A 25,048-nucleotide genomic window follows, 5' to 3' on the forward strand; every position below is an offset into this window, starting at 1 on the left:
ATTGCAAAATTTTTAAAAGCAAGGTTCTAACTCCTTGTATGTCTGTTATCTTTTCTTTATTATCTCTTTATTCCTTTTCACAAGTCAAAGACACTACGAAAGTCAACCAACTCGATGAAGTCTTGGTTTCGGCAGTTCGTGTTACTTCAAAAACTCCAGTAAGTTTTAGCAATTTGGACAAAAAAGAGATCAAATTCCGAAATTTAGGACAAGACATTCCTATTTTGATGAATTATTTGCCCTCAGTTGTAACGACTTCTGATTCTGGTAATGGAGTCGGATATACCGGAATACGTGTTCGTGGTAGTGATGCGACGAGAGTAAATGTCACCATCAACGGAATTCCTTACAATGACTCTGAAAGTCATGGAACCTATTGGGTAAATATGCCAGATTTTGCTTCTTCGGTGGAGAGTTTGCAACTGCAACGTGGCGTAGGGACTTCTACGAATGGCGCTGGTGCTTTTGGTGCGAGTTTAAATATGTTGACAGATTCCTATTCAAATAAAGCAACTGGGGAAATATCTAATTCATTTGGCAGTTTTAATACGCAAAAACACACGGTAAAGTTCAGTACGGGATTAATGAATGACCATTTTGAATTAGCGGGACGTTTATCTTCATTGAAATCGGATGGTTATGTTGACAGAGGCGCTTCTGACTTGAAATCCTATTTTCTTCAGGGAACGTATGTAGGGAAAACTACTTTGATTAAAGCATTGGCTTTTGGCGGAAAAGAAAAAACCTACCAATCCTGGAACGGAATTGACGAAGCAACTTTAAACAGTGACAGAACCTTTAATTCATCCGGAATTTTTACAGACGAATTTGGCAAAACCCGTTTTTATGATAATGAAACCGATAATTACCAGCAAGACCATTATCAATTGCACTGGAACGAAAAAGTTTCCAATAATTGGAGCACGAACTTAGCTTTTCATTATACTAAAGGAAAAGGGTATTATGAAAATTACAAAGAAGATGCTGACTTTTCTAGCTACGGATTAACTCCAATAGTTATTAATGGTGTAACAATAAATACAACCGATTTAATCCGTCAAAAATGGTTGGATAATGATTTCTACGGAACAACATTTTCAGCAAATTATACAACTGAAAAATTGGAGGTCATTTTTGGTGGTGGTTATAACAAGTATGAAGGAGCCCATTTTGGGAAAGTAATTTGGGCAAGATACGCTTCACAAAGTGAGTTGGGAGATCATTATTATGATGATTTTGCCACTAAAACTGATGGAAATATTTTTGCAAAAGCCAATTATCAAATCACAGAAAAAATAAGCTTATTTGGAGATTTGCAACTTAGAAACGTGCATTATAAAGCCAATAGCCACGAAACAGGATTGGTAAACGATAATTTCAATTTTTTCAATCCAAAAGCAGGTTTGAATTACGATATCAATGCTAACAACAAGTTGTACTTTTCGTATGCAAGAGCCAATCGGGAACCTAACAGAACGGATTATGAAGGCGGAAATGCGAAACCAGAAAAGTTGAATGACTTTGAAATGGGATGGAGATATGCTGCTGATAAAGTACAATTCAATTCGAATGTGTATTATATGGCTTATAAAGACCAATTGATATTAACCGGAAAACTAGATGATGTAGGAAGTCGTATTCGTTCAAACAGCGAAAAAAGTTACCGTTTAGGATTAGAGGTTGACGCTACAATTGCTTTGTCAAAACAATTTATTATTCGTCCAAATTTTACTTTAAGCAGTAATAAAAATATTGATTTATCTGTAGAAGGAGAGAATTACGGAACTACTGATATTGCTTACTCTCCATCTGTTATAGTAGGGAATATTATAGTTTATAAACCGTTAGAGAATCTTCAGATTTCATGGTTACAAAAATTTGTAGGAGAGCAATACATGAATAATATCGAATTACCAGCTGCAAAACTGGCTAACTATTTTGTTAATGATTTGAATATCGCTTATGAAATTAGACCTAAATCAGTTTTCAAATCAATTGTAATTACAGGCTTGATAAATAATATTTTTGATAAGAAATATGTTTCAAATGGATATATGTGGGATGTTTATCCTTATTATTATCCACAAGCCGGAATCAACTTCTTGGCTGGTTTAACGTTGAAGTTTTAATTACCAAATCACCTTTTAATATAAAGCAGCGGAGCAATCGACTTGGATTCTCTGCTGCTTTTTTTTATAAAATTAATTAATGTCCTTTTCCTTTTCGGAAGTATTAGCTGCAATCCAAAACAAAATGGTGAAAGCACTAACTACAAAAGGAAAGATTCCGTAAAGAGTATCCGAATTGGAGTGAGAATGGCGATCAATTGCTATGAATACATTGATACAAAAAGCCAATGTGAACAAATACAATATTATGCCTATTAATGAAATGGGAATAAAGAGTAACCCTTTTTTTTTAAACCAGATTGTTTCCATAGTCAGTGTTTTTAATTATACACCCTTAGCACATTTCCATTTACTTCTACACGATATTGTTTCAACGGATATTGTGCCCCGCCTTGGGCTTGACCGGTAAACAAACTGTATTCTTTGCTGTCGCAAGCGCAAACTATATTTATTCCTTTTAGAGTCATGGTAGAACAAGAGCTCAAAGCTTGATTGGGACAGGCGGCATCAAATGCGGTGTAGCCACTTCCGGTATTAAAAACAAATATTCCTTTAGCACCAAGTCCTGAATAGTAAATGGCATTGCTGGGATACTGAAGACTGGAATAGGCGGGCAAATTCATATTGAGATCTATAGAGAAAGTATAATTAGGCAGGTAAGGGTTTTTATTGTTGAAACCATTATCACTGCAGGAAAACAAGAAGGATGAAAGCATTAATAATAGGATGTATTTTTTCATTTTCTAAAATATTGTAAAAGAATTAGCGAAACAAATTTAATTTATTTAACTTTGAATTATATATGATTAACATATATTTATAGGCTAAAAAAATTAATAGTATCTTTGTGGAAAGAAATCCCGTCCTGATGGGATTTTTTCTATTTATATAAACGATGAAGTTATGAGTACAGTATCTTATTACACGGCAGAAGGATTAAAAAAATTGAGAGAAGAATTAGATTATTTAAAAAGTGTAATGCGTCCAAAAGCATCCGCAGACATAGCTGAAGCAAGAGACAAGGGTGACTTGTCTGAAAATGCAGAGTATGATGCAGCCAAAGAAGCACAAGGAATGCTTGAGATGCGTATTGCTAAAATGGAAGAAGTACATTCTAACGCCAGGTTAATTGACGAGTCTCATCTAGATCTTTCTAAAGTGTTGGTTTTATCTAACGTAAAAATCAAAAACCAAACCAACGGAATGGAAATGACTTATACATTAGTTGCTGAAAGTGAAGCCGATTTGAAAACAGGAAAAATCTCAGTTACCTCCCCAATTGGAAAAGGATTGCTAGGTAAATCAGTAGGTGAATTTGCTGAAATTACAGTTCCAAACGGAGTTTTGAAATTTGAGATTTTAGAAATTTCACGCGACTAAAGCTAGTATTCAGTTTTCAGTAGCAGTATTCAGTCTCTTCTGTAAACGGGTTACCATCTTTCATCGAATGTCTATTATCTTAAAGTCCATTATTTAAAAGTCTTACTCATGAGCTCCATATTTACAAAAATTATAAAAGGAGAAATCCCTTGTTATAAAATTGCTGAAGATGATAATTTTTTAGCTTTTTTGGATGTAAATCCAAATGCAAAAGGACATACACTTTGTATTCCAAAACGGGAAATTGATAAGATTTTTGATATCGAAGATGACTTGTATATAGGATTAATGAAGTTTTCTAAAAAAATCGCAGTAGCATTAGAAAAAACAGTTCCTTGTAAAAGGATAGGAATGGCGGTTATAGGACTTGAAGTGCCTCATGCCCACGTTCATCTTATTCCTTTGAATGAAATGGATGAAATGCGTTTCCAAAATAAAGTGTCACTTTCAAAAGAAGAATTTGAAGCATTGGCAATACGTATTAAAGCCAATTTATAATGTTTTTCCAAATAAAATAAATTGGTACGGTTTTCGTTTAGAAAGGGAATAGGTGAAAACTTATTCCCTTTCTAATTTTTGAGCCAGTTTGCACGATGAAAAATATTTATATACTTCTCTCTTTATTTTTATCCATTTTAAGTTTTGGCCAGCACCAAACAGACTATACTTTAGTTGATATACAAATCTCTAAAATCTCTACTAGCTCCACTTTTTCAACTAAAGGTATTGCCAATTACATCAATTCAAATTTTAAAACAGACAACGAAAAAATTCGAGCGATTTTTTATTGGACAGCCTCCAATATAAGTTATGATATGGAGAATAGGTTTACTTTAAACAGCAAAGAAACTTCTGAAAATAAAATGAAAAACATTCTCCAAACCAGAAAGGGAGTTTGTAGTGATTACACAGAAATTTTTAATGATTTAGCCAATAAAGTGGGTATAAAATCAGTAATCATAAGCGGATATACCAAACAAAATGGGGTAATTGATACCATTTCTCATGCTTGGTGCGCTGCAAAAATAAACAACAAATGGTATTTATTTGATCCAACCTGGGGTTCAGGTTTTGCAAATAACAGTCGTTTCTTTAAAAAACTAGATAATTCGTATTTTAAAGTTAGTCCTTCACAATTAATCTCTTCCCACATTCCTTTTGATTATTTATGGCAATTTCTAAATTATCCAATCACAAACCAAGAGTTTTATCAGGGCAAAACTCAAATTAATAAATCAAAGAAATACTTCGATTTTGAAACTGAAATCGCTAAATATGAATCATTATCAGAAATCGATAAATTGTATGACTCCGCTGAAAGAATAGAAAAAAATGGAGTAGAAAATAATCTAATTTTAGAACGACTAAAAAATAAAGACAAAAACATAAGTTATCTACGACAAAAAACAAATGTCGAAAAATTGAATATAATTACTAACAATTGCAATCAGGCTATCAACTTGTTAAATGACTTTATTAATTACAGAAACAAAAGATTCAGTCCTACCCTACCAGATAACGAAATTAAAAATATGGTTACCACACCAAAACAAAAATTAATTGAATGCCAAAATGCCCTTTATGATATGGGTTACGTTGGAAACGGAAATTCATCTAATTTAGTGACGTTAAAAAAATCAATTAATAATGCTTTGGCGCAAACAGAAGAGCATTTAATTTTTGTCCAAAATTATTTAAGCAAAAATAATATAGCCAGAAAAGGAATGTTTACCAAAAAAACTTGGTACTGATTAAGCTAAATTAAGATGCCTTTTTAAAACTGACTTGCATCGTCGTTCCTTTTCCTATTTCAGAATTAAGGACTTTTATAGTTCCTTTATGGTATTCCTCTACAATTCTTCTGGTTAAAGAAAGACCCAAGCCCCAGCCTCTTTTTTTGGTGGTAAATCCCGGTTCAAAAATGGATTTGAATTGTTTTTTTTGAATCCCTCCTCCTGTATCTGTAACATTTATTTTCACATGTCCAGCGTCTTGTTCTATTTCTAACGATAATTTCCCTCTCCCTTTCATCGCATCAATAGCATTTTTTACCAAATTTTCGATAGTCCAACTGTGTAAAGTAGGGTTTAGTGACACCATTATTGGGGATTTAGGCGCTTTAAAAGAAAATTCAATTTGCTTTGAAAAACGCGACTGCAGATAATCATAGGATTGCAGCGTTTCTTCTATAATGTCTTTGATTTCTAGTTTTGGCTCGGAGCCTATTTTTGAAAAACGATCCGTAATTGTTTGTAATCGTTCAATGTCTTTCTCTATCTCGAATGTGGTACTCTCCTCTACATTTTCAGATTTCAATAGTTCCACCCAACCAATTAAGGAAGAAAGTGGTGTGCCTATTTGATGCGCCGTTTCCTTCGCCATTCCTGCCCAAAGTTTGTTTTGAGTGGCCATTTTGTTACTTCGGTAAAAATTGTAAACTACACCAGCAAATAGCACTATGATTAACATCAAAGCAATAGGATAATATTTTAGTTTATTAAGTAAGGCTGAGTTCCCATAATATAGTTTTTGAAACTTTTTTGGTACGTATTCGATTACAATGGGTTCGTTTTCATTTCGTAAATCAGATAAAAAAGCCTTGGCCTTAATTTTATCTTTTACGGTTTCTTCATCGATATTCACGGTATTTATGATGCTGTCATTCTCCGTAAGAATAATAGGAATAGAAGTGTTGTTGCTGAATATTTGAAGAGGAAGCTCTACATCTGTATTTTCATCAGCATTTTTTAATGTCTTTTGTGCATTTGCCCAAAGGTTCATTTTAAGACGTTCTTCATTTTTGAAGATTTGAAAAAAGGTATAGGTGTTCCACAGAATTAGAGAAATGATAAAGAATGAAGCAAAAATGATGACCCAGCGGGTTGTGTTTTTTTTATCAGAAAACTGCATAAATTAAATTTTGAGGTATAAATATAACGAAATACTCGCATTATTATTTTAGTTTTTGTTTTAAGAAACTTTTTAATGACAGCAAAATATTTATTTAATCTTAAATCTGCAAACCTCCTTTCTAAATTTAAAGAGTTTCGTTACTTTTGCCTGTTAGCAAACCCCACTCATTATAAACTACGTCATCATGATTACTATTGATCCAAAAAGTATTGAAACTGCAAAGCTACAGGGCTACTTACAAAGTTCCGTGGGGCCAAGACCTATAGCATTTGCCAGTACTATTGACACTAAAGGGAATCCAAATTTATCTCCTTTTAGTTTCTTTAATGTGTTTAGTGCTAATCCGCCAATTCTTATTTTCTCACCTGCTAGGCGTGTGCGAGATAATTCGATAAAGCATACTTTAATTAATGCTAAATCTACTGGAGAAGTGGTCATAAATGTGGTGAATTATGATATGGTGCAACAAACGTCTCTTGCAAGTACAGAATATGCTGAGGGCGTAAATGAGTTTCTAAAAGCCGGGTTTACACCAATTCCTTCAGAGGTAGTGAAACCCTTTAGAGTAAAAGAATCGCCAGTTCAATTTGAATGTAAAGTAACTCAAATTATCCCTTTAGGAACTGAAGGTGGAGCAGGCAATTTAATTCTTTGTGAAGTGTTGCGAATTCATATTGACGAATGTATTTTAGATGAAAATGGGTCTATTGACCAATATAAAATAGACTTAGTTTCAAGATTAGGAGGCAACTGGTATTCCAGGTCAAATCAGGGACTTTTTGAAGTCCCAAAACCACTGACAACATTGGGAATCGGAGTTGATGCCATACCTGATTTTATAAAAGAAAGTGCTATTTTTGATGGAAATGATTTGGGGATGTTGGGTAATATTGATGCCTTGCCTACTTTAGAAGAAGTTAGTATATTTGTAAAACAGAATTTTGCTGTAAAAGGAGTTTTAAGCTCAGATGATCAGGAAAAAGTCCATATCGAAGCTAAAAAATACTTAAATGAAAAAGATGTTTTATCTGCTTGGAAAGTGCTTTTAGCTAAAAAAAATTAATTCAAAACAATAACAAAAAATAACGAAGATGGAAGTTACAGGAAAAATTAAAATGCTTGGAGAAGCTAAAAATGTAGGAAATGGAAGTTTCTTAAAAAGAGAACTAGTTGTAACGACAGAGGAACAATATCCACAACATATTTTAGTGGAATTTGTACAGGACAAATGTGATTTATTGAATAGTTTTAAAGTAGGTGAAGCTGTAAAAGTTTCTATCAATTTAAGAGGACGCGAATGGGTAGATCCACAAGGCGTAACTAAATATTTCAATGCAATCCAAGGTTGGAGAGTAGAAAGAGTTGCCGCTGATGCACCTAATGCTCAAATGCCTCCAATGCCAGCGGCTGAAGCTTTTGCTCCAGCAACAAATTTAAACGAAGAAGAAGCAGACGATTTGCCATTTTAATCCTTTGATCTTAATTGATTTTATAAAACAAACCCGACAGCTATTTAATTAATTGTCGGGTTTTATAGTACTATAAAAGATGTATTATTTAACTGCAGCACTATTTTTTCCTCCCGTCACGCTGACCAATTCTACAGGTATTCTTGCTCTTGGCGGCGATTTATCACCAGAACGACTTCACCTCGCTTATAAAAGCGGAATTTTTCCTTGGTTCGAAGATGGAGAGCCCATAACCTGGTGGTCCCCTAATCCCAGAATGGTTTTATTTTTGGATGAATTGGTAATCTCCAAAAGTATGCGGAACATTCTCAATAGAAATATTTTTACCGTCACTTTCAATCAAAACTTCAGAGATGTAATTTCAAACTGCCAAAATATAAAACGACACGGTCAAAACGGAACTTGGATCACTAACGATATGATTGAAGCGTATTGTACACTGCATGAATTAGGAGTGGCAAAATCGGTTGAGGTTTGGCAAAATGAGAAATTGGTCGGTGGTTTATATGGAATCGATTTAGGTCATGTCTTTTGTGGTGAAAGTATGTTTTCTTTGGTATCGAATGCTTCAAAAGTAGCTTTTTTCGCATTGGTAAAACAGTTAAAGACTACCAATTATAAATTGTTAGATTGCCAAGTTTACAATCCTCATCTCGAAAGCTTGGGCTGTAGGGAAATTGACAGAAAAGAGTTTATGAGTATTTTGAATGTTTCTAAAAAATAAGTTTCGTTATCTTTCTTTGATTCTAGAATTTGAAAAATAAGTATTTTTATAGCCAACTAAATTTTAAAATGTAATGGACAATCCTCCTTTTATTAGCGAAATCTATATCTATCCCATTAAAAGTTTAGGCGGAATCAATTGTCAAAGTGCCAGAGCAGAGGAAATGGGTTTTGAAAATGACAGACGATGGATGTTGATTGATGAAAACAATCAATTTATTAGTCAAAGAGAGCATCCTATTCTGAGTCAATTTCAACCTCAAATTTCTGATGGTAAAATTGAGATAACGTATCAAGGTAAAAAAAATACTTTTTTTATAAGTGAAAGTATAAATAGTCCAATTTCAGTGCCTGTTTGGGATGATCAAAGCGAAGTTTTCGAAGTTAATAAAACGATCTCCGATTGGTTTAGTGAATGTCTTGGTTTTACCTGCAAGTTGGTGAAAATCATTGAAATTGGTGATAGAAAACATAAAAGTAAGGCATTGAATGTTACTTTCAATGTTAGCTTAGCCGATGGTTATCCTTATTTATTAGTTGGGAGCGAAAGTTTAGACCACCTAAATAAAAAATTAGAAGAAAAAATTACGGTCGCCAGATTTAGACCGAATATCGTTATTAATACAACACTTGCCCATGAAGAGGATCACTTTGGGATTATAAAAATAGGAGATGTTACCTTCCGAAATGTAAAACCTTGCGGCAGATGCATAATGGTCAATAATGATCCCATGAAAAGTGTTATAGCAAAAGAACCTTTAAAGACATTAAGCAAATACCGAAAAGTGGATAACAGTGTTCTTTTTGGAACCAATTTAGTGTGTATTGAAAAAGGGATTGTTAGCGTAGGAGATATTTTGAGTTTTTAGAATTTAAGTTTGTTGAAATTCCAATCCAAGCTGTTAAATAGTACCAATTCATTCTCTAAAGTTGGTAGATCCATAATCAGTTTCATAGTTTCATGCGCCATCATCGTGCCGATAATTCCCGGAAGAGTGCCTAATACGCCATTCAAATTACAATTGGGAACGTCTTTTGGATTTGGTGCTTCAGCGAATAAATCCCGAAGATTCTTGCTTCCGTTATGGTTGAAAACAGCCACCTGTCCCTCAAATTTTAAGATGCTGCCGTAGACTAATGATTTTCCTAACATCACACAAGTATCATTTACTAAATAACGAGTCGCAAAATTATCACAACCGTCAACAACGACATGAAAATTCATGATGATTTGCGCGGCGTTTTCAACAGTTAGTTTTTCTTCAAAAGCTATAATATCAATCAATGGATTTAAAGTTTTCAAAACCGATTTTGCAGTAACTGCTTTTGATTGACCAACGTGCTCCTCAGTATATAGAATTTGACGATGTAAGTTGTGTAATTCTATAATATCAAAATCAACTATTCCTATAGTTCCTACTCCAGCCGTTGCCATATATTGTAAAATAGGGCAACCTAATCCGCCTGCGCCAATCACTAAAACTCTAGCCTTCTTTAGTTTTCCTTGTCCCGAATCACCTATTTCCGGTAACATCATTTGGCGGTTGTAACGTAAAAAATCTTGAATAATACTCATTTTTTTAAGTCTTAAAATTGAAAAGTTATAAAGTCAAAATTATTTTAAATCCTTTGACATTCGACACTCGATCTTTGATTAAAGCTTTTATCCCAATCTTTCCAAACGGGTTCGTATCCTCTACTGGAAATGACTTTTGCAATCTCCGAAGCAGATCGTTCATCACTGATTTCAAATTGCTCCAATGATTGCGGATCAACAACATAACCGCCAGGATTAGTTTTAGAACCTGCACTCATACTGGTAATACCAATTGGAATAATATTATCACGAAATTTTTCATTTTCGCGGGTTGACATGGAGATTTCTAAATCTTCACTCCACAAACGGTAGGCGCAAATGAGTTGGGTCAAATCGGTATCATCCATGATAAAGTTGGGCTCAATAACTCCTTCTGCGGGTCGCAATCTAGGGAATGAAACTGCATATTTAGTTTGCCAATACGTTTTTTGTAAATAATCTAAATGCAAGGCATTGAAAAAACTGTCCGTACGCCAATCTTCCAATCCTAATAAAACACCGAGTCCAATTTTATGAATACCGGCAGTTCCTACTCGGTCCGGTGTTTCCAGCCGAAAATCAAAATTGGATTTTTTTCCTTTAGTATGATACTTTTTATAAACCTCCTGATGATAGGTTTCCTGGTATACCAAAACCGAATAGACACCAGCGTCGTGCAATTGCTCGTATTCTTCAGTTGACAATGGTTGCACTTCGACTGAAATGGTAGAAAAATCATTTTTTATCTGATCAATCGCCTTTAGAAAATAATGAATATTTACCGTGTAATTTGCTTCGCCCGTTACCAACAGAACATGATCGAAACCAGCACTTTTTAAGGCTTCAACTTCTAATGTGATTTCGCTTTCAATGAGGGTTTTTCGTTTTATTTTGTTGTCTAAACTAAAACCACAATAGGTGCAAATGTTCTGACACTCGTTACTCAGGTACAAAGGAGCATACATCTGAATCGTTTTGCCAAATCTTTTTTTCGTTAATTCATGAGCCTGTTGCGCCATTTGCTCTAAATAGGGCTTAGCGGCAGGTGAAATTAATGGCAGAAAATCATCAAGACTGCGTTTGTTTTTAGCCAATGCCCGTTCTACATCTTTTGCTGTAGTTTGGTATATTTTGGTTTTGATGGTATCCCAATCGTAATTGTCAAAAACCGATTTAAATGTTTTCATTTATTAGATAATGAGTTGGTTTTACTTTACTCCATATTTTTATACGGCTATGGCTCCCTCTCCTTTGGAGAGAGCTGGGGAGAGGATTACTCATACAAAAAAGCCGTCAGAGGACTCGAAGCTATTGCACGATTAGCCTTTTGTGCTAATTGCGCTTCATAAGCTTTTCGACCAGCAACTACAGCTTCTCTGAAAGCTTCTGCCATCAGTATTGGATTTCCTGCTACTGCAATCGCAGTATTTACCAAAACCGCATCAGCTCCAAGTTCCATTGCTTTTGCAGCATCAGATGGTGCGCCAATTCCGGCATCGATAATTACAGGAACTCTACTTTGTTCGATAATGATTTCTAAAAAATCAATGGTCTTTAATCCTTTGTTGCTGCCAATTGGCGAGCCCAAAGGCATTACCGCTGAAGTTCCTGCATCTTCCAAACGTTTACATAAAACTGGATCCGCATGAATGTAAGGCAAAACGATAAATCCTAATTTGGCTAATGCTTCTGTAGCTTTCAAAGTTTCGATTGCATCAGGCAGTAAATATTTTGGATCAGGATGAATTTCGAGTTTTAGCCAATTGGTTTCTAATGCTTCGCGGGCTAATTGTGCTGCAAAAATGGCTTCTTTAGCATTTCTTGCACCAGAAGTATTGGGTAATAAATTAATTTTCGGGTGTTTCAGATGTGCTAAAATAGCATCTGTTTCGGTTTCTAAATCAACACGTTTTAAAGCTACGGTTACTAACTCGCTCCCGGATGCTAAAATAGCTTCTTCCATCTGTTGATTGGAACCAAATTTACCTGTTCCTAAAAACAAGCGGGATTCGAAGGTTTTATCTCCTATTTTAAATGGTAACATATAATTTGTCGTTAAGTTGATTGATAAGTTGCGAAGCATTTTCGGTTTGTGTAATCAAACCTGAAACGGCTATACCGTGAATTCCAGTTTTCATTAAACTTTCTACATTCTCCAGTGTGATTCCTCCAATGGCATAAATGGGAATTTGGATATTTTTTGCCTTCATTTGACCGATAATCAAACGATAGCCATCCAATCCTAAAATTGGACTTAGATTTTGTTTGGTGGTTGTAAATTGGAATGGTCCCAAACCAATATAATCACAATTTTCAGTTGTTCTTTGAAGCACGTCTTCAAAAGTATTTGCGGTACCTCCAATGATTTTTGTTTTTCCTAAAATGAGTCTTGCTTCTTCAACGCTCATATCACTCAAACCTAAATGAACTCCATCAGCATCTAATTGTTGTGCTAAATGAACGTTGTCATTGATGATAAAAGTCGCTAAATATTCTTTGCATAACATTTTTACGGCTTCCGCCAAAGTGAAAACTTCAACGGTATTTTGTTTTTTGAATCGCAATTGGATCCAATCGCAACCATTGTCCACCGCTCTGTGAATGTTGTACAATTGCTCTTCGACTGTGTTTCCTTGAGAAATGTATTGTAATTGGTTATGCATAATGGTATCCTAATTTGGTTTGGTTCGATTGTAAATAGGTTTCTATATATTTTTTGGCGTTGCTGCATGCTGTTTTTAGGTCTTGTCCCAAGGCTAAATTGGCTGTAATAGCGGATGATAAGACACAACCGGAGCCATGTTTTTCGAAAGCTAAAGTGTTATTTGGCGCAAGCTTGAAAATCTCATTTCCGTTATATAAATAATCGATACCAACTGCAAATGGATTATGACCCCCTTTTAGTAAAGTTGAACAGTATTTTGAAAGTTCAAGAGCGATTAAATCAGGATTTTTTTCTCCCGAAGACAATTGTAAAATCTCATTGTAATTAGGTGTTATTAAATCTATTTTTTTTAAGATTTCTATCAAAATAGCTTGATTTTTGATGGTTGTAAAATTGAATTCGCTACTGGACTTCAAAACCGTATCCCAAATTATTTTTGTTTTTGGCGAAAGTTTTTTTACAACCAAAACAATTTCTCTTAAATAATCCAATGAAGGAATAATTCCAATCTTTACGGCTTTAATACTATAGTTGCCGAACAATTTTTTCAATGAGTTCAAAACAAAATCTAAGTCAGTCCATTGCATTTCGAAGAACTCATTTTCAGTTTGAATGGTATTGCCGGTATTAACTGCAAATCCATATACATGATGTTGCTCGAATGTTTTCGCATCAGCCAAAATTCCTGCACCTCCAGAAGGATCAAAACCTGCAATTGTTAATACGAAAGGGCGATTTGCTGACATAGTTTATAATTTTCTATTGGGTTGTTGCTGTTCCAAATGGTGCCTAAAAGCGCCACATCATCAAAACCATATTTCAATGCAGTTTTGATTCTCTCAGATGTAATTCCTCCAAGAGCAATTAATGCAGTTTTGTTGTTATTTCTTTGTTTTAATTCTTTTTCAAAGTCAATATCCGAAGCGTACTTTGGTTTAGAAATACTTTCGAAAACCGGTCCAAAAAATGCATAATCAAAAACATCAGATAATTTTTCAAAGTCAGTCATACTGTGAATGGAAGTAGAGAGTGAAAATCGGTTGCCTTTCCATTCCTTCAAACATTCTTCAGATGTTTCGGCTCTCATTTTTTCTGTAAAATGAATGCGATTAATTCCAAATGCTGAAGCCAATTGATAATGACTGTGTAAAACCAAATTTTGTCTATAATCCGATTTTATTTCAGATAAGAAAGCTTTCATTTCTGCTTTAGAAAAATCTGGTTTTCGAACATGAAATAACTGTAATCCTTCCTTGAAAAGTTGATGAATAAGGTAATTTTCATTCTCAATTGGAGTTGGATTTGAAATGACTATCATATTGAAATGTATTAAGAGAGGAGTATTAAGAAGTAAGCATTTTTATTTTTTTAATCTTGATACATAATACTCCTAATCTTAATTCTAAACATAAATTTCTTTTCCGCTTTCTACAAATTCTTTTGATTTGGCTGCCATTCCTTTTTCGGCTTCGGCAACATCACGAATTTCTTGTGAGATCTTCATAGAGCAAAATTTCGGTCCACACATAGAGCAAAAATGAGCGACTTTTGCACCATCAGCAGGTAAAGTTTCATCATGAAATTCACGAGCTGTATCTGGGTCTAAGGATAAGTTGAACTGGTCTTCCCAGCGGAATTCAAAACGTGCTTTGCTTAATGCATTGTCACGGTATTGTGATCCCGGGTGACCTTTGGCTAAGTCGGCGGCATGTGCGGATATTTTATAAGTGATTACACCATCTTTGACGTCTTTTTTGTTGGGTAAACCAAGGTGTTCTTTTGGAGTAACATAGCATAACATCGCGCATCCGTACCAACCAATCATTGCTGCACCAATAGCAGAAGTGATGTGATCATAACCTGGAGCGATATCAGTTGTTAATGGTCCTAAAGTATAAAAAGGAGCTTCGTCACAATGTTCTAATTGTTTGTCCATATTTTCCTTAATCATGTGCATCGGTACGTGACCAGGACCTTCAATAAATACCTGAACGTCATGTTTCCATGCTATTTTTGTCAGTTCGCCAAGGGTTTCTAATTCGGCAAACTGAGCCGCATCATTAGCATCGGCAATAGAACCTGGGCGCAAACCGTCTCCTAGTGAAAAGGCTACGTCATATTGTTTCATGATTTCGCATATATCTTCAAAATGGGTGTAAAGAAAGTTTTCTTTGTGGTGATACAAACACCATTTTGCCATAATCGAACCGCCACGGGAAACAATTCCGGTAACCCGTTCCGCAGTCAAATGAATGTAACGCAATAAAACGCCGGCATGAATAGTGAAATAAGAAACACCTTGTTCGGCTTGTTCTATCAACGTATCGCGATAGATTTCCCAAGTGAGATCCTCGGCCACGCCATTTACTTTTTCCAGAGCTTGGTAAATTGGTACCGTTCCAATAGGTACAGGAGAATTTCGGATAATCCATTCTCTGGTTTCGTGAATGTTTTTACCTGTTGATAAATCCATTATCGTATCAGCTCCCCAACGGCAAGCCCAAACTGCTTTTTCTACTTCTTCTTCGATAGTTGAGGTTACGGCGCTGTTCCCGATATTAGCATTAATTTTTACCAAGAAGTTGCGCCCGACAATCATTGGTTCACTTTCAGGATGGTTTATGTTGTTTGGAATAATGGCACGACCTCTTGCTACTTCGCTACGGACAAATTCAGGTGTGATTTTAGATTTTGGCGTATTAGCTCCAAAACTGTTTCCGCCGTGTTGGCATTGCATGGCTTTGGTTTGTTCGTTTATTAGCTCCAAGCGTTGGTTTTCACGAATGGCAATGTATTCCATTTCGGGTGTAATGATTCCTTGTTTTGCATAATACAATTGAGATACATTAGCTCCCTTTTTGGCGCGCATGGGTTTGTGTAAATATTCAAAACGCAATTCGTTTAGTTTTTCGTCATTCAAACGCTTTTTTCCATATTCAGATGAGATTTCAGTTAATTCTTCTACATCATTACGGTCTAGAATCCATTGCTCGCGAATACGTGGCAGTCCTTTTCGAATGTCAATTTCGATATTTGGATCGGTGAATGGACCAGAAGTATCATAAACGGTTACTGGCGGGTTTTTTTCTATTCTGCCGTTTGACATTTTAGTGTCTGCCAATGCAATTTCTCGCATCGCTACTTTTATGGGATGAATGGTTCCGTCTACGTAAATTTTTGTAGAGTTTGGGAAAGGAGTTCTTGAGATTTTTTCTTCGTTATTCATTTGTTTGAATTTTATGATTTTAGGAGTGTTCGTCTTCTGCTAGGGATAGTAATGGAAAGCCCGTAAAGTTGAAAGCCAAATAAAACAAAGATTAGTGAAGCGACCGTTAGGAAGCTTTGACTAAGACTATGTTTTATAGGATTGCAACTGCGGACTTGAAATGGATAGCCCGCCCGAGCAGCCAAACTATCCTCCTTGAGTTGCAGAGATGATGAGAATGTCGTCGGTTTCTTGTATGGGGTGAGAATTCCAGTTGGATTTTGGAATCACGGTATTGTTAATGGCTACGGCAATTCCGTTTTGTTTGATGGGAATTTCCAAGTCAAGAAGTGCCTGAACAGTTAGACTGTCAGTTGCAAATTGTTTCGTTTGATTGTTGATTTTAAGCTCCATTCCTTTTGAATTTAGTATACAGTTATACTTTAGGAATGGCTACAATGGCACATAAATGCGCGCAGAAGTCATCTTACTTTTCCCTACGCTAGTATGAACTAGATCAGGTTCAGAGGGTAATTCTCAGCCTACAATGTTGTAGACACCCCTAAAGTGTGGAACAAAAATACTTATTTTTTTGTTTAGATGTTTAAAGTTTAAGGTTTAAAGTTATGGTAGTAAAGATATTTTTTGTGATATTTCTAAAAACTGAATACTGCCACTGTAAACTGATTACTTGATTCTTTTCCAGCAATCTTCTACGTGATCATCGATCATTCCTGTTGCTTGCATATGGGCATAAACTACGGTAGATCCCACAAATTTAAACCCACGTTTTTTTAAATCTTTACTGATAGCGTCAGAAAGTGGAGTGGTGGCAGGAACTTCTTTTAGCGTTTTTCGATTATTATTTATTGGCTTTCCTCCTGTAAATTCCCAAATGTATTTAGAAAAACTGTCAAATTCATCTTGTACTTTAATAAAGGCAACCGCATTTGAAACTGCTGCGCGAATTTTTAACTGATTGCGAATAATACCTGCGTTTTGAAGTAATTCCTGAATTTTATCTTCGGTATAAAGGGCTACTTTTTTATAGTCAAAATCATCAAAAGCTAATTTGAAGTTTTCTCTCTTTTTTAGTATTGTAATCCAACTTAACCCAGCCTGAAAGGTTTCTAGGATTAGGAATTCGAATAATTTTTGGTCATCATAAACGGGAACTCCCCATTCTTCATCGTGGTATTTTTCATAAATAGCAATGCCAACACACCATTTACATCTTGTTTTTTCTTCCATGATTTATACTGTTTCTTCTGATAAATATTTTTTTATTAAATGATGTCCTAAATAAATTAATGGAGTTAATAAAATAGCAATTCCTAATTTAAAGGTATAGCCGATTATCGCAGAACTTAAAAAAGTGTCAAAGTTGATTTTTCCGGGTAACCAAAATGCAATTCCTAATACAATAAAGGAATCGAATAATTGTGAAACCACTGTAGAACCAGTTGTTCTTAACCATATTTTTCGTTCTCCTGTTCTGTTTTTGAAAAACCAAAAAACGGTTACGTCTATTAATTGGGAAACTAAAAACGCGATAATACTACCGGCAATAATCCACATACTTTGACCAAAAACAGCATAAAATTGAGAATCATTTACAGGACTAATCCCTTTTGCAGCAGGAACAAGTATGGCTAAAAGGAGAATGATAAAAGCATAAGCAATTAAACAAGCCGTAATATAGGATAGCTTTTTCACTCCTTTTTCTCCAAAATATTCATTGATTAAATCAGTAGTGAGGAAAACTACTGGCCAAGGTAAAATTCCGATACTCATAACGAAAGGACCCACTTGTATCAATTTCCCACCGATTAATTCAGCTACAACTGCATTGGTGATGAAGATTCCTGCGAGGATAACAAACACCATATCTTTTTTGGTTTTAAACATAAAAAACTATTAGTTTTCCAAATTTAGTATTTTAATTTCTTTTTAGATAATAAAAAAATCCCATCTTGTCTTTACAACAAGATGGGATTTTATATTATGTTTAAAAAACTTCTAAAACAAATTTAGAGATTCTGAAACAATTTTAGAATAAATTATCCTAAAGCAGCTCTTTTGAAACCTGTAACGATAAGATCTTTATCTAAAGATTTAGCATAAGCAGCAACGCTCATTTTGTTGTCTTTGATATAATCTTGGTTTACTAAAGTATTGTCTTTAAAGAAACGAGCCAATTTACCTTTAGCGATATTGTCTAACATTGCTTCTGGTTTTCCTTCTTGACGTAGGATATCTTTAGCAATTTCGATTTCTTTAGCGATAGTATCAGCATCAACACCAGTTTCGTCTAAAGCGATAGGAGACATAGCTGCAGCTTGCATAGCAATGTTTCTTGCAACTTCATCAGCACCATCTAATTTTGCAGATAAACCAACTAAAGTAGCGATTTTGTTTCCAGAGTGAATGTAAGATCCAACAAAAGCACCTTCTAATTTTTCGAAAGTTCTGATTTCTAATTTTTCACCAATAACTCCAGTTTGCTCGATTAATTTATCAGCAACAGTCATTCCGTTGAAATCACTTGCTAAAAATTCTTCTTTAGTATTGAAGTTCAATGCAGAATTAGCCATTTCAGTAGCCATTTTCACAAAGTTTTCATTCATACCTACGAAGTCAGTCTCACAGTTTAATGTGATAACTACACCAGCAGTTTTGTCAGCATTTACAACAGCAATTGCAGCACCTTCAGTAGATTCTCTATCTGAACGGTTTGCAGCTACTTTTTGTCCTTTTTTACGTAAGTTTTCGATAGCTAAATCAAAATCCCCGTCTGCTTCAACCAAAGCTTTTTTGCAGTCCATCATTCCTGCACCAGTGATTGTTCTTAATTTATTTACGTCTGCAGCAGTAATTGTTGCCATATTGTATATTTTTTTAAGGTTAAAAGTAAAAAATTCCAAGTTTCAAATCCAGTTTCCAATTTTATTAAATTATCAACTTTAGGTTTCTAATTTTTTATGGAGAGGAATTAAAACTTGGAATTAAATGTTTATTTATTCTTCAGTTGCAGTTGGAGCAGCTGCTTCAACAGCAGGAGCAACCTCAGCTACTTCAGCAGGAGCTACTACTTCTGTAGTTGCTTCAGCTGGAGCATCACCTTCTTTGTCAGAACCTCTATCAGAAAGTCCTTCAACAATTGCAGCTGTTACTAAAGATAAAATTTTATCAATTGATTTAGAAGCATCATCGTTAGATGGGATTACGAATTCAACCTCTCTTGGGTCAGAATTAGTATCCACCATAGCGAAAACTGGAATGTTTAATTTTTGAGCTTCTTTTATTGCGATATGTTCCGCTTTGATATCAACTACGAACAATGCAGCTGGTAGTCTAGACATGTCAGCGATTGAACCTAAATTTTTCTCTAATTTTGCACGAAGACGATCAACTTGTAAACGCTCTTTTTTAGAAAGGGTCATGAATGTACCATCTTTCTTCATTTTATCAATAGTAGCCATTTTTTTAACAGCTTTACGGATAGTTACGAAGTTAGTTAGCATTCCACCAGGCCATCTTTCAGTGATATAAGGCATGTTTGCAGCTTTTGCTTTTTCAGCAACGATGTCTTTTGCTTGTTTTTTGGTAGCAACGAATAATATTTTTCTACCTGATGCAGCGATTTTTTTCAAAGCGTCATTAGCTTCTTCAATTTTTGCTGCAGTTTTATATAGATTGATAATGTGAATACCATTACGCTCCATATAAATGTAAGGAGCCATGTTTGGATCCCATTTTCTAGTCATGTGTCCGAAGTGAACACCTGCTTCTAGTAATTCTTTTACTTCTACTTTGTTTGCCATTTTGTTCTAGTTTACGTTCTGTTGATTAGCAATGAATAAATGGCGATTTCTCGGCTTTATACATTTAGATGCTAAACTATTTCCTACCTCAGTAGGAGAGCAACAACAACTGTTTTTTTAAATTCAATAATAAATGAACGATGTCTTGTCCCATTTGAACAAGACAGGTAATATTAACGTTTAGAGAATTGGAATCTCTTACGAGCTTTCTTCTGACCGAATTTCTTACGTTCAACCATTCTTGGATCTCTTGTCAATAAACCTTCTGGTTTCAAGATAGCTCTGTTTTCAGCATTTACTTCACACATAACGCGTGCTAATGCCATTCTTACAGCTTCTGCTTGACCAGTTGAACCACCTCCATAAACGTTCACTTTTACGTCAAAATTGCTTACATTTTCTGTCATTGACATAGGTTGTAAAACTTTGTACTGTAAAGTTGCAGTAGGGAAATAAGTTTCGAATGGTTTTTTGTTTACAACGATTACTCCCGTTCCTTCCGAAACGTATACACGTGCAACAGCGGTTTTTCTTCTACCGATTTTGTGAATTACTCCCATTACTTAAGATCGTTAAGGTTAACTGTTTTAGGTTTTTGAGCGCCTTGTTTGTGCTCTGATCCTACAACAACATTTAAATTTCTAAAAAGCTCTGCTCCTAATTTATTTTTAGGTAACATCCCTTTAATAGCTTTCTCTACTAATAATGCAGGGTTTTTTGCTTGCAATACTTTAGCAGTTAAAGTTCTTTGACCACCTGGGTAACCTGTGTGACGAATGTAAGTCTTTTCGTCCATTTTGTTACCTGTAAGGTTGATTTTTTCTGAGTTGATAACGATTACGTTATCTCCGCAGTCCACGTGTGGTGTGTAACTTGGCTTGTACTTACCTCTCAAAATCATAGCGACTTTTGAAGCAAGACGACCTAAGTTGTGACCATCAGCATCTACAACAATCCACTCTTTTGTAACGGTGGCTTTGCTTGCTGATTGTGTCTTGTAGCTTAATGCGTCCATAATATATTTTTAATTAAACATTCCATCCCCAATAAAGGGGTTGCAAAAGTACAATTAATTATTTTAAATACAAATACCTTAAATGAATATTTTTTTCTTGTTTTTGCTCTGATAATCAAATGTATATTTAAAATAATTATCCGGGATTCAATTTAGAAATATTCCATAGTAGACTTATTAAACTAATCTATCCTCTTTTTTTTCAAGTATATTGTACATTAATCATTTTTCAAGGGTAAATTTTATATTTTAATGGCTATTTTTGTCATTTATACCGTTAATATTCTAATTATTTCTATCTTGTACTTATTTTTACATTTAAAATTACCTATAAATTTCCTCATATGAAAGCCAAAGCAACATTAAAACAAATTGCAAAAGAACTAAATGTATCTGTTTCTACTGTTTCAAAAGCGCTTAATGACAGCCCGGAGATTAGTGAAATGACAAAAATAAAAATTAAAGAATACGCAAAACTCAAAAACTACAAACCAAACATTATTGGTCTAAATCTTAAAAATAGAAAAACAAAAACGATTGGAGTAATTATACCTAACATTCTAAATTCTTTTTTTGCCAAAGTATTTAGTGGTATAGAGAAAGTCGCTGACGAAAAAGGATACAATGTTATAATGTGTATTTCAAACGAATCTTTAGAAAAAGAAGCCCATACGCTTGAAATGCTTAGTAATGGAACTATCGATGGATTTATTTTATCTGTTTCTGAAGAAGCGCAAAAACTTCATGAATACAATCATTTTAAAGAAATTATTAATGATGGCACTCCTATAGTTATGTTTGACCGAATTGCCGAAGGGGTAGATTGCGATAAGGTTATTGTTGATGATTTTGATTCTGCTTTAAATTCTACGCAACGCTTAATAGATTTAGGATGCAAGAATATCGCATTATTTTCTTCTATAGATAATTTAAGTGTTGGTAAGCTTAGAGCTGAAGGCTACCTAAAGGCACTAGAAAAAAACAACATTAGCATTAATCCTAATATAATACTGAGAACAGATTCCGAAGATGATTTAAACGAGAAAATTGAAAAAATCTTTAACAACAATCCAATCGATGGAATTTTTGCTTTAGAAGAAAGCGACTCCGTGGCTGCCTTGAAATTTGGTCTTAAAAAAGGATATAAAATTCCAGAAGAGCTATCGATTATCGGCTTTGCTGATGGAATTCTTGCTTCAAGAAGACTGTCACCAAGCCTAACAACGGTAAGCCAGCATGGTATCGAAATAGGCGAAGTGGCCGCAAAATTGCTGATCGACAGATTAGAATCTAAAGAAGAGCACCTTCCTTATGAAACTGTCATCATCAAAACTAAATTGAAAGAGCGGGAGTCTACTAGGAAATTATAACATAAAAAATCCATCAGTTCGCTAAAACTGATGGATTTTATTATTATTATTATTATTATGACATGTTCAATGCCTTATAATTCTTCGAAATTTTTACCAAACTTTTTTATTTGAATCTAATTCAGAATAATTTTTTCAGTAAATTCAAGGTTATCGCTATTTACTTTCAAAATATAAACTCCTTTTTGAAGACGGGATAAATCAATTGTTTTTAGATTATTAAATTCCTCATTTTTAAATTTAGCAACTACTCTTCCGTTGATATCAATTATTTGAATAGTAACTTTCCCTACATATTGATCAATATGTAGATTTACTTGCCCACTAGAAGGATTAGGATAAACACTCATTCCCTCATTGCTTTCAAAATCATTTACCGCAAGAACACAATTTGGTCCAGCCGCAGGAGCTGCAAAATCCTCTACCTGATCATTACCTATATTCCCATCGCCAGCTGACGCATTTACACCTAAACCTCGAGCTGCAAATACCCCCCAAATCATACAATAATCTTTACCACCGGTAATTGCCTGATCAGCTGCTATAATTGCGTCTCTTGCACTAACAAAAGTGGGACTACACGGCATCAACTTAATACCATCTAATACAATTCGCATTAGTTTATTGTTCCCACCAATACCAGTATACTTATTATCATCATATCCATATTTATTGATATAAGCCCAAGTCAAATCCCATAAAACGGTTGTCCATACAGAACCAGTACCATGAATTTCAGTCTGCTCGACTCCATCTTTATCCATGTACTGATATTTGTTCGTTTGTGCATAGGTCATCGGATTAATAGCCCTATCTGTAGAATACGGATAATCTCTTATTCCTAATCCATCTGTTGATTGCATCGATACAAACGTTCCTATACCTCGTTTTGAAGTCCCAACATCACCCGGCTTGATTTGTAACATAAGAGCAAACCAATCAGACCAGCCCTCTCCCATTTGGTCTGTGTTTTGAAGACAACTGGAATTATTTCGCCCCCCAGCTAAACGAGTTGAAATCCCGTGGCCGTATTCATGGGCAATTATTCCATTATCAAAGTCTCCATCTGAATTTACAAACGGAGAGTTTTCCACCTGTAAGTTGACATTCACATTTTGCGTTTGCATTTGCGCTATAAGAGATTCTCCAACAGCCTGTGTTACACTTATAGCAGGAATCTTAATAGACGCATCAGCTCCCGACATAGTTATTGCACCATCTGCATTATTAACTATAATTACAGCTACCGCACCTGCATTTTGAGCGGCTTTTACTTTTACTACAAAAGTACAAGAACCTCTTCTTATTACCACAATTTTCTTATTCATCGCAGCCTCATTAGATGGCGCAACACAAGCATCACTACTCCCACCTACACTATCCAAATACAAAACTAAATCGGATTGAATAAAATTAGGCGCTATAGGTAAATCAACCCGTCCAGGGTTAAAAGAATTTTGCTTAGCCACGTAACTTCCGGCAATATTTTGCGGAGAATTAACGATTATAGGTTTGATTTCAGGACCGGTATTCCATAAAAACATTTGCATTCTAGGCTTACCCCCATCTACAGGCGTTGCAAAATTTGCGTTGTTTGTGCTCTGTGGATCTGCCATCGATCCGTCTTGAGCATCCGCATTCACAAAATCATTTTCTTTTCCCCCACGGGAATAATTGTTCTCTTGAAAATTCCCGCTAGCTTCATTAAAACCATATTGATACCAAATGTCATGCATCACATTATTCATATAGAACAAATTGGTTGTCGCGGCACTTATGTATGAAGCTGCTTCGACCCCCGTACCACCATAAGGAAAATCAAAAACTAAACCCGCTCCCCCATCAGGACCATTTCCGACAACAATGTTATCACCGAGGAAGTCCTCTTTTGCCCAAACATTATTACCTCTTGTAACGGTAAATTCTGCACCATCAAAGCCATCAATATCATGCCAGCCATAAGGGGAGGCTGTAGCATTTGCCGGATTTGATATTAATCTTCTTGCACTGTGATTCGGACTTTCATAATTAAAAGGAATGACATTATATGAGCCTCCTCCCGCATACATAGGTGCCGCAGAAAATAATTGTTTATATGTAGCCTTTGCTGGCTTCATTAAAATATTATTCGCAGAGGAATAATGTTTTTTACTGTCAAAATTACAAGAAATGTTCAAGTCGTTTTTTTCCAATATTTCGCCATTCAAAGCATCAACTCTAACACTCCAAATATGATTGTGAGCGACTGTGTTTATAGTAAAATCCCAAGCTAATTTTAAAGTATTTTCTTTGGTTAAATGATATACTAAATTTGCACTTACAGGCTCTTCAATAGACAGACCGTTTGAAATTTTAAATTTATATTGACCTGTTTTTTCCAGAATAGTAAATGGTGCAATAGCCGTAATATCTAATTTAAGATACGTTTTTGCCAAAGCATCAAGTACAGAAAGCGAAGGTTTGGTAGCATTTACTTTTTGAGATAGATTAGCTACAAAACGGTTACCTAAATTAATAACCTGACCCTCTTTTATCGAAAAATTAGAAAGTGCTCTAAATACTTCGATACCCTGATAACGTTGCAAAACATAACAGTTATTTATATTTGTAGTCGTAGAGTTTCCTTCACTTTCAATTATCCAATCTTTAACATCAGCATTGGACACATCCAATTTAGCGGTTTTGCTATTCAGATATCTTTGAATCGTTTCAGCATTAGATTGTGAAAAACTAATAATAGGGATAAAAAATAAAATTAACAGGGTAATTTTTTTCATAA

Annotated in this window: 27 protein-coding genes and 1 riboswitch; of the genes, 9 read left to right on the forward strand and 18 right to left on the reverse strand. The window is 34.9% G+C overall.

The annotated features are described in order from the left end of the window. Window positions 1-38: 38 nt before the first annotated feature. A complete protein-coding gene (locus BUC23_RS02065) occupies window positions 39-2,129 on the forward strand; it encodes a TonB-dependent receptor (RefSeq protein ID WP_244153759.1) in 2,091 nt (696 codons plus the stop codon). Window positions 2,130-2,201: 72 nt separating this feature from the next. Here BUC23_RS02065 and BUC23_RS02070 read toward each other — a convergent pair whose 3' ends face one another. Further along, on the reverse strand, window positions 2,202-2,438 hold the full coding sequence (locus tag BUC23_RS02070; RefSeq protein ID WP_073204612.1) for a hypothetical protein: 237 nt from the start codon (window positions 2,436-2,438) through the stop codon (window positions 2,202-2,204). 11 nt (window positions 2,439-2,449) lie between these two features. Further along, window positions 2,450-2,869, reverse strand: coding sequence for a Rieske (2Fe-2S) protein (locus tag BUC23_RS02075; RefSeq protein WP_073204615.1), 420 nt, complete (start codon window positions 2,867-2,869; stop codon window positions 2,450-2,452). Window positions 2,870-3,032: 163 nt separating this feature from the next. Here BUC23_RS02075 and greA point away from each other — a divergent pair, with 163 nt between their 5' ends. The 3 genes from greA (at window position 3,033) to BUC23_RS02090 (ending at window position 5,260) form a co-directional block, all read left to right on the forward strand. Next, window positions 3,033-3,509 (forward strand): transcription elongation factor GreA, encoded by a 477-nt coding sequence (greA, locus tag BUC23_RS02080; protein WP_073204618.1) that lies wholly within the window; start codon window positions 3,033-3,035, stop codon window positions 3,507-3,509. A 108-nt stretch (window positions 3,510-3,617) separates the two neighbouring features. Next, the gene (locus BUC23_RS02085; protein ID WP_073204620.1) at window positions 3,618-4,007 is read left to right on the forward strand and encodes an HIT family protein; all 390 of its coding nucleotides are present in this window, start codon (window positions 3,618-3,620) and stop codon (window positions 4,005-4,007) included. Window positions 4,008-4,102: 95 nt separating this feature from the next. Next, complete coding sequence (locus tag BUC23_RS02090) at window positions 4,103-5,260, forward strand: transglutaminase domain-containing protein (protein ID WP_073204622.1); 1,158 nt, start codon at window positions 4,103-4,105, stop codon at window positions 5,258-5,260. Between the two features lie 10 nt (window positions 5,261-5,270). Here BUC23_RS02090 and BUC23_RS02095 read toward each other — a convergent pair whose 3' ends face one another. Continuing rightward, window positions 5,271-6,419, reverse strand: coding sequence for a sensor histidine kinase (locus BUC23_RS02095; RefSeq protein WP_073204624.1), 1,149 nt, complete (start codon window positions 6,417-6,419; stop codon window positions 5,271-5,273). A 187-nt stretch (window positions 6,420-6,606) separates the two neighbouring features. On the opposite strand from BUC23_RS02095, the gene BUC23_RS02100 reads away from it, so the two are divergent. The 4 genes from BUC23_RS02100 to BUC23_RS02115 all read left to right on the forward strand — a co-directional run bounded on the left by BUC23_RS02100 (window position 6,607) and on the right by BUC23_RS02115 (window position 9,483). Beyond that, complete coding sequence (locus tag BUC23_RS02100; protein WP_073204626.1) at window positions 6,607-7,485, forward strand: flavin reductase family protein; 879 nt, start codon at window positions 6,607-6,609, stop codon at window positions 7,483-7,485. Window positions 7,486-7,513: 28 nt separating this feature from the next. Further along, complete coding sequence (locus BUC23_RS02105; RefSeq protein ID WP_073204628.1) at window positions 7,514-7,891, forward strand: DUF3127 domain-containing protein; 378 nt, start codon at window positions 7,514-7,516, stop codon at window positions 7,889-7,891. Window positions 7,892-7,970: 79 nt separating this feature from the next. Beyond that, complete coding sequence (gene aat, locus BUC23_RS02110; protein WP_073204630.1) at window positions 7,971-8,615, forward strand: leucyl/phenylalanyl-tRNA--protein transferase; 645 nt, start codon at window positions 7,971-7,973, stop codon at window positions 8,613-8,615. 73 nt (window positions 8,616-8,688) lie between these two features. Then, window positions 8,689-9,483 carry an MOSC domain-containing protein gene (locus tag BUC23_RS02115; protein ID WP_073204633.1) on the forward strand — a complete coding sequence of 265 codons (795 nt, stop codon included), beginning with the start codon at window positions 8,689-8,691 and terminating at the stop codon, window positions 9,481-9,483. On the opposite strand, the gene BUC23_RS02120 is transcribed toward BUC23_RS02115, so the two are convergent. The 14 genes from BUC23_RS02120 to rplM all read right to left on the reverse strand — a co-directional run bounded on the left by BUC23_RS02120 (window position 9,480) and on the right by rplM (window position 20,899). Continuing rightward, window positions 9,480-10,190 (reverse strand): HesA/MoeB/ThiF family protein, encoded by a 711-nt coding sequence (locus BUC23_RS02120; RefSeq protein ID WP_073204636.1) that lies wholly within the window; start codon window positions 10,188-10,190, stop codon window positions 9,480-9,482. The genes BUC23_RS02115 and BUC23_RS02120 overlap by 4 nt on opposite strands. 44 nt (window positions 10,191-10,234) lie before the next feature. Beyond that, window positions 10,235-11,377 (reverse strand): 2-iminoacetate synthase ThiH, encoded by a 1,143-nt coding sequence (gene thiH, locus BUC23_RS02125; RefSeq protein ID WP_073204639.1) that lies wholly within the window; start codon window positions 11,375-11,377, stop codon window positions 10,235-10,237. Between the two features lie 86 nt (window positions 11,378-11,463). After that, window positions 11,464-12,234 (reverse strand): thiazole synthase, encoded by a 771-nt coding sequence (locus BUC23_RS02130; protein ID WP_073204642.1) that lies wholly within the window; start codon window positions 12,232-12,234, stop codon window positions 11,464-11,466. After that, complete coding sequence (locus BUC23_RS02135; protein WP_073204646.1) at window positions 12,221-12,853, reverse strand: thiamine phosphate synthase; 633 nt, start codon at window positions 12,851-12,853, stop codon at window positions 12,221-12,223. Before BUC23_RS02135 ends, BUC23_RS02130 begins: the two co-directional genes overlap by 14 nt. Beyond that, window positions 12,846-13,601, reverse strand: coding sequence for a hydroxymethylpyrimidine/phosphomethylpyrimidine kinase (locus tag BUC23_RS02140; protein WP_073204648.1), 756 nt, complete (start codon window positions 13,599-13,601; stop codon window positions 12,846-12,848). The genes BUC23_RS02135 and BUC23_RS02140 overlap by 8 nt, the downstream gene beginning before the upstream one ends. Beyond that, window positions 13,574-14,173, reverse strand: coding sequence for a thiamine phosphate synthase (locus BUC23_RS02145; protein WP_073204651.1), 600 nt, complete (start codon window positions 14,171-14,173; stop codon window positions 13,574-13,576). Before BUC23_RS02145 ends, BUC23_RS02140 begins: the two co-directional genes overlap by 28 nt. Window positions 14,174-14,257: 84 nt before the next feature. Beyond that, on the reverse strand, window positions 14,258-16,081 hold the full coding sequence (thiC, locus tag BUC23_RS02150; protein WP_073204654.1) for a phosphomethylpyrimidine synthase ThiC: 1,824 nt from the start codon (window positions 16,079-16,081) through the stop codon (window positions 14,258-14,260). Between the two features lie 186 nt (window positions 16,082-16,267). Next, window positions 16,268-16,474 (reverse strand): sulfur carrier protein ThiS, encoded by a 207-nt coding sequence (gene thiS / locus BUC23_RS02155; RefSeq protein WP_039108711.1) that lies wholly within the window; start codon window positions 16,472-16,474, stop codon window positions 16,268-16,270. Window positions 16,475-16,537: 63 nt separating this feature from the next. Next, a riboswitch (TPP riboswitch) is annotated at window positions 16,538-16,634 on the reverse strand. A gap of 113 nt (window positions 16,635-16,747) precedes the next feature. Next, window positions 16,748-17,311 (reverse strand): DNA-3-methyladenine glycosylase I, encoded by a 564-nt coding sequence (locus tag BUC23_RS02160; RefSeq protein ID WP_073204658.1) that lies wholly within the window; start codon window positions 17,309-17,311, stop codon window positions 16,748-16,750. 3 nt (window positions 17,312-17,314) lie between these two features. Then, entirely contained in the window at window positions 17,315-17,968 is a 654-nt protein-coding gene (locus BUC23_RS02165; RefSeq protein WP_073204661.1) for a queuosine precursor transporter, read from the reverse strand. Between the two features lie 152 nt (window positions 17,969-18,120). Further along, window positions 18,121-18,945 carry a translation elongation factor Ts gene (gene tsf / locus BUC23_RS02170; protein WP_073204664.1) on the reverse strand — a complete coding sequence of 275 codons (825 nt, stop codon included), beginning with the start codon at window positions 18,943-18,945 and terminating at the stop codon, window positions 18,121-18,123. Between the two features lie 132 nt (window positions 18,946-19,077). Then, window positions 19,078-19,884 carry a 30S ribosomal protein S2 gene (rpsB, locus tag BUC23_RS02175; protein ID WP_073204668.1) on the reverse strand — a complete coding sequence of 269 codons (807 nt, stop codon included), beginning with the start codon at window positions 19,882-19,884 and terminating at the stop codon, window positions 19,078-19,080. Between the two features lie 173 nt (window positions 19,885-20,057). Further along, window positions 20,058-20,444, reverse strand: a complete 387-nt coding sequence (gene rpsI / locus BUC23_RS02180) for a 30S ribosomal protein S9 (RefSeq protein WP_073204671.1) — start codon at window positions 20,442-20,444, stop codon at window positions 20,058-20,060. Next, a complete protein-coding gene (rplM, locus tag BUC23_RS02185) occupies window positions 20,444-20,899 on the reverse strand; it encodes a 50S ribosomal protein L13 (protein ID WP_073204674.1) in 456 nt (151 codons plus the stop codon). Before rplM ends, rpsI begins: the two co-directional genes overlap by 1 nt. A 344-nt stretch (window positions 20,900-21,243) precedes the next feature. Here rplM and BUC23_RS02190 point away from each other — a divergent pair, with 344 nt between their 5' ends. After that, a complete protein-coding gene (locus BUC23_RS02190; protein WP_073204677.1) occupies window positions 21,244-22,269 on the forward strand; it encodes a LacI family DNA-binding transcriptional regulator in 1,026 nt (341 codons plus the stop codon). 116 nt (window positions 22,270-22,385) lie between these two features. On the opposite strand, the gene BUC23_RS02195 is transcribed toward BUC23_RS02190, so the two are convergent. Then, the gene (locus tag BUC23_RS02195) at window positions 22,386-25,046 is read right to left on the reverse strand and encodes a T9SS-dependent M36 family metallopeptidase (protein WP_073204680.1); all 2,661 of its coding nucleotides are present in this window, start codon (window positions 25,044-25,046) and stop codon (window positions 22,386-22,388) included. Window positions 25,047-25,048: the final 2 nt, after the last annotated feature.

It is taken from the genome of Flavobacterium xinjiangense, from assembly GCF_900142885.1.
In the GTDB taxonomy this organism is placed as follows: Bacteria; Bacteroidota; Bacteroidia; order Flavobacteriales; family Flavobacteriaceae; genus Flavobacterium; species Flavobacterium xinjiangense.

What these genes read in the sequence shown, in the direction of transcription:
- thiH (WP_073204639.1), bottom strand. Translation starts at nt 11,377, where the DNA reads ATGAAAACATTTAAATCGGTTTTTGACAATTACGATTGGGATACCATC.
- aat (WP_073204630.1), top strand. Translation starts at nt 7,971, where the DNA reads ATGTATTATTTAACTGCAGCACTATTTTTTCCTCCCGTCACGCTGACC.
- BUC23_RS02145 (WP_073204651.1), bottom strand. Translation starts at nt 14,173, where the DNA reads ATGATAGTCATTTCAAATCCAACTCCAATTGAGAATGAAAATTACCTT.
- BUC23_RS02130 (WP_073204642.1), bottom strand. Translation starts at nt 12,234, where the DNA reads ATGTTACCATTTAAAATAGGAGATAAAACCTTCGAATCCCGCTTGTTT.
- tsf (WP_073204664.1), bottom strand. Translation starts at nt 18,945, where the DNA reads ATGGCAACAATTACTGCTGCAGACGTAAATAAATTAAGAACAATCACT.
- BUC23_RS02090 (WP_073204622.1), top strand. Translation starts at nt 4,103, where the DNA reads ATGAAAAATATTTATATACTTCTCTCTTTATTTTTATCCATTTTAAGT.
- BUC23_RS02100 (WP_073204626.1), top strand. Translation starts at nt 6,607, where the DNA reads ATGATTACTATTGATCCAAAAAGTATTGAAACTGCAAAGCTACAGGGC.
- rpsB (WP_073204668.1), bottom strand. Translation starts at nt 19,884, where the DNA reads ATGGCAAACAAAGTAGAAGTAAAAGAATTACTAGAAGCAGGTGTTCAC.
- BUC23_RS02195 (WP_073204680.1), bottom strand. Translation starts at nt 25,046, where the DNA reads ATGAAAAAAATTACCCTGTTAATTTTATTTTTTATCCCTATTATTAGT.
- BUC23_RS02165 (WP_073204661.1), bottom strand. Translation starts at nt 17,968, where the DNA reads ATGTTTAAAACCAAAAAAGATATGGTGTTTGTTATCCTCGCAGGAATC.
- BUC23_RS02115 (WP_073204633.1), top strand. Translation starts at nt 8,689, where the DNA reads ATGGACAATCCTCCTTTTATTAGCGAAATCTATATCTATCCCATTAAA.
- BUC23_RS02065 (WP_244153759.1), top strand. Translation starts at nt 39, where the DNA reads ATGTCTGTTATCTTTTCTTTATTATCTCTTTATTCCTTTTCACAAGTC.
- BUC23_RS02140 (WP_073204648.1), bottom strand. Translation starts at nt 13,601, where the DNA reads ATGTCAGCAAATCGCCCTTTCGTATTAACAATTGCAGGTTTTGATCCT.
- BUC23_RS02160 (WP_073204658.1), bottom strand. Translation starts at nt 17,311, where the DNA reads ATGGAAGAAAAAACAAGATGTAAATGGTGTGTTGGCATTGCTATTTAT.
- thiS (WP_039108711.1), bottom strand. Translation starts at nt 16,474, where the DNA reads ATGGAGCTTAAAATCAACAATCAAACGAAACAATTTGCAACTGACAGT.
- rplM (WP_073204674.1), bottom strand. Translation starts at nt 20,899, where the DNA reads ATGGACGCATTAAGCTACAAGACACAATCAGCAAGCAAAGCCACCGTT.
- BUC23_RS02085 (WP_073204620.1), top strand. Translation starts at nt 3,618, where the DNA reads ATGAGCTCCATATTTACAAAAATTATAAAAGGAGAAATCCCTTGTTAT.
- BUC23_RS02095 (WP_073204624.1), bottom strand. Translation starts at nt 6,419, where the DNA reads ATGCAGTTTTCTGATAAAAAAAACACAACCCGCTGGGTCATCATTTTT.
- BUC23_RS02105 (WP_073204628.1), top strand. Translation starts at nt 7,514, where the DNA reads ATGGAAGTTACAGGAAAAATTAAAATGCTTGGAGAAGCTAAAAATGTA.
- BUC23_RS02120 (WP_073204636.1), bottom strand. Translation starts at nt 10,190, where the DNA reads ATGAGTATTATTCAAGATTTTTTACGTTACAACCGCCAAATGATGTTA.
- thiC (WP_073204654.1), bottom strand. Translation starts at nt 16,081, where the DNA reads ATGAATAACGAAGAAAAAATCTCAAGAACTCCTTTCCCAAACTCTACA.
- greA (WP_073204618.1), top strand. Translation starts at nt 3,033, where the DNA reads ATGAGTACAGTATCTTATTACACGGCAGAAGGATTAAAAAAATTGAGA.
- BUC23_RS02075 (WP_073204615.1), bottom strand. Translation starts at nt 2,869, where the DNA reads ATGAAAAAATACATCCTATTATTAATGCTTTCATCCTTCTTGTTTTCC.
- BUC23_RS02135 (WP_073204646.1), bottom strand. Translation starts at nt 12,853, where the DNA reads ATGCATAACCAATTACAATACATTTCTCAAGGAAACACAGTCGAAGAG.
- BUC23_RS02190 (WP_073204677.1), top strand. Translation starts at nt 21,244, where the DNA reads ATGAAAGCCAAAGCAACATTAAAACAAATTGCAAAAGAACTAAATGTA.
- rpsI (WP_073204671.1), bottom strand. Translation starts at nt 20,444, where the DNA reads ATGGGAGTAATTCACAAAATCGGTAGAAGAAAAACCGCTGTTGCACGT.
- BUC23_RS02070 (WP_073204612.1), bottom strand. Translation starts at nt 2,438, where the DNA reads ATGGAAACAATCTGGTTTAAAAAAAAAGGGTTACTCTTTATTCCCATT.